The following is a 3025-nucleotide window of genomic DNA, read 5'->3' on the forward strand; positions in this document are numbered from 1 at the left end:
CGACGGCTGAGTCCCGCCACCTCGTGTGCCTTCGACATCCCGGCCGACCACCAGGTGGACCCCCGCCTGCTGATCACCCGGCTCGCCGGCGTGCTCGGTGCGGAAGGCGGCAGCTTCGTCCGGCGGCGCGCGGCAGGCCTGCTGTGGCAGGACGGACAGGTGGCAGGTGTGCGGTTGGCCGGCGGCGGTACCGTGCGGGCTGCCGAGACTGTGGTCGCCAACGGGCTCGGCGCCGCCGCGCTCGAGGAGCTACCGGCCGGGCTGGTGCTGCCGCTGCGGCCCGTCTACGGCGACATCCTCCGGCTCCGCGTGCCTCCGCATCTGCAACCGCTGCTCACGGCCACCGTGCGGGGCATGGTGCGCGGCATCCCTGTGTACAGCGTCCCCCGCCAGGACGGCACCGTGGTGATCGGGGCCACCCAGCGGGAGGATGGACCGTCGGATCCGCACGCAGTTTCCGCCGGCGGCATTTACCAGCTGCTGCGGGATGCCCAGCAGCTGGTGCCTGCGGTCGCCGAGCTGGAGCTTTTGGAAGCCACGGCGCGGGCGCGGCCCGGAACCCCGGACAATGCCCCGCTGCTGGGGCGGGTCGCACAAGCGGACGGCGGCGACGTCCCGGGACTCATCATCGCCACAGGATTCTTCCGGCACGGCGTCCTGCTGACCCCCGCCGCTGCCGCCGTGTGCCGGCAACTCATGGATTTCACGCCGGACCCGCGCTGGGCCGGGTTCCGCCCCGACCGTTTTTCCCGCATCCCGGTTACGTCCGGGGACAGCCCCAAGAAGGAAGCAGCATGAACATCCGACTTAACGGAACGGATCAGAGCGTCGCCGACGGCGCCTCCGTCTCCACACTCGTCAGCCAGCTCACTGGCCGGAGCATCGGCCCCGACGGCCGCGCCGCCGACGGGCGGAAGCTCGGTGTCGCCGTCGCCCGCAACGCCGAAGTGGTGCCGCGCAGCCAGTGGCACGCCACGGCGCTCGCCGACGGCGACGACGTCGAACTTGTCACGGCAGTCCAGGGAGGATGACCAGCATGAACGAGACGACGTTCGCAGGAACACAGGCCGTCCCCATGACCGGTGCGGTGGCCGATCCGTTCGTGGTCGACGGCGTAAGGCTCGGCTCCCGCCTCATCATGGGAACCGGCGGCGCGCCGAGCCTGGACGGGCTCGGGGCGGCGCTGGTGGCGTCCGGGACGGAGCTGACCACGGTGGCGATGCGCCGCTATTCGCCGGCGGAGACGGGCTCGCTGTTCCAGCTGCTCGAGGACCATCAGATCCGGGTACTGCCCAACACGGCAGGCTGCTTCACCGCCAAGGACGCAGTCCTCACCGCCGAGCTGGCGCGGGAGGCCCTGGAAACGGACTGGGTCAAGCTCGAAGTCATTGCCGACGAGCACACACTGCTGCCGGACGCCGTCGAACTCGTGGACGCAACCGAACAGCTCGTGGCCCGAGGCTTCAAGGTCTTCGCCTACACGAACGACGACCCCGTGCTTGCCCTCCGGCTCGAAAACCTCGGCGCGACGGCCGTGATGCCGTTGGGCGCCCCGATCGGCACCGGACTGGGCATCCTGAACCCGCACAACATCGAGCTGATCGTCTCGCGCGCGTCCGTGCCCGTGGTGCTGGATGCCGGGATCGGCACGGCCTCGGACGCTGCCCTGGCGATGGAACTCGGCTGCGACGCCGTGCTGTTGGCTACGGCGGTGACCCGTGCGCAGAATCCGGTGCTCATGGGCGAGGCCTTCAAACATGCCGTCATCGCCGGCAGGCTGGCGAAAGCGGCCGGCAGGATCCCGCGGCGGGAACACGCACTGGCGTCCTCGGCAATGGAAGGCCGGGCCGAGTTCCTCTAACGCCCGCTCGGCCGGCGGGGCTGATCTGGTTGCGCCGGCCGGACCTCCTTATCACCCTTGCTCTTGATGACGCGCCGGCGCGATCATCGGTAGGCCCGGCCCGGTCCGGCCCGGCCGGGTCGACGTGCGGCGGGGACGAACCGGGTATGCCGTCGGTCCGCATCCGGATGGTCCACAGTCCTCGTGGATCACGTGGTTGTGCGAGTACGCAGGGTCCCATTAGCGCGCTGGTGAAACTTTCACGAAGAATGGCGTTGCCACTTCTTTGCCTTTCCAGCTGCCCTTTTCGAGGTCAGGTGCCATCCCTTGCAGCCTCCGCATGGGTATACGCTCGCGGGCAACTTGCCCCCAGATGACGAGCCCTGCCGGATGATTTCCTTGAGCGCGCGGTTCGCGTGCCAGGGGGTGGAGTAGGTGATCTTGGTGCAGCTTGCCATCGAGCGAAACCCTTCTTGAAAGAGTACGCGCGTGGCTCATATCCACACTTGAGCGCCACCTAACAGTGGCGTCCCAGGTTCCACATGATTGTGTCGTTCAAGGCACAAACTATCGCAGCCCTAACTGCGTTGCAACCGTGAGTCTTCGGCGCAAGATTCTCTGAGGAATAACCACCGCTCCCAGAGCTCTCATTATCGACCTGTCCCGTTGTCCAGCCCAGTGGTTCCGGCGCGGAACTACTACGTGATTGCGTGGGCTTCGCCCCCGGACGCGGAGAGATTCGGCCGGTGTCCAGGACCTGGCCCTCGCCGCCGAGGACGACGGGGATCATGTCGAAGTCGCAGCCGATATTGCGCGCGGTGGAGGCGGTGACGTGTCGGCGGGACTAGCCGTAGGCGCCGCGGGGCGCTACTGGTGGGGGCGGAAGTATCTGTTCCACCCGGCCGTCCGGGCCGCTGCCGTTCGAGCCACGCGGTCACCCTGCCGTCAGGGCGTCTGTCACGCGGCGGCCACGGGGTCACTCCAGGCGGAAGTAGGTGTTCCGGCGGGGTGTCTGGGCTGGGTCGAGGTGGGGTGGCGGGATGAACCAGGGTATGCCGGTGCGCATCTGGATGCTCCAGTGTTCCTTGTGGATCACGTGGTGGTGATAGGAGCAGAGCAGGGTTCCGTTGCCGGTTCCGGTGGTTCCGCCGCGGGACCAGTAGGTGATGTGGTGGGCCTCGCACC

4 protein-coding genes are annotated in these 3025 nt (G+C 68.3%); 3 read left to right on the forward strand and 1 reads right to left on the reverse strand.

Annotation, left to right across the window (positions count from 1 at the left end; all coding sequences use genetic code 11):
* The 3 genes from LQV45_RS23240 to LQV45_RS23250 all read left to right on the forward strand — a co-directional run.
* Positions 1–798: FAD-dependent oxidoreductase (locus LQV45_RS23240; RefSeq protein WP_230009019.1), on the forward strand; the 798-nt coding region annotated here is incomplete at its 5' end.
* The gene (gene thiS, locus LQV45_RS23245) at positions 795–1031 is read left to right on the forward strand and encodes a sulfur carrier protein ThiS (RefSeq protein ID WP_230009020.1); all 237 of its coding nucleotides are present in this window, start codon (positions 795–797) and stop codon (positions 1029–1031) included. The genes LQV45_RS23240 and thiS, both read left to right, overlap by 4 nt.
* Positions 1032–1036: 5 nt before the next feature.
* The gene (locus tag LQV45_RS23250) at positions 1037–1861 is read left to right on the forward strand and encodes a thiazole synthase (RefSeq protein ID WP_079550362.1); all 825 of its coding nucleotides are present in this window, start codon (positions 1037–1039) and stop codon (positions 1859–1861) included.
* Positions 1862–2816: 955 nt separating this feature from the next.
* Here LQV45_RS23250 and LQV45_RS23255 read toward each other — a convergent pair.
* On the reverse strand, positions 2817–3025 hold a 209-nt coding region (locus LQV45_RS23255), incomplete at its 5' end, for an HNH endonuclease (RefSeq protein ID WP_374208278.1).

The organism is Microbacterium sp. Bi128, from assembly GCF_918698205.1.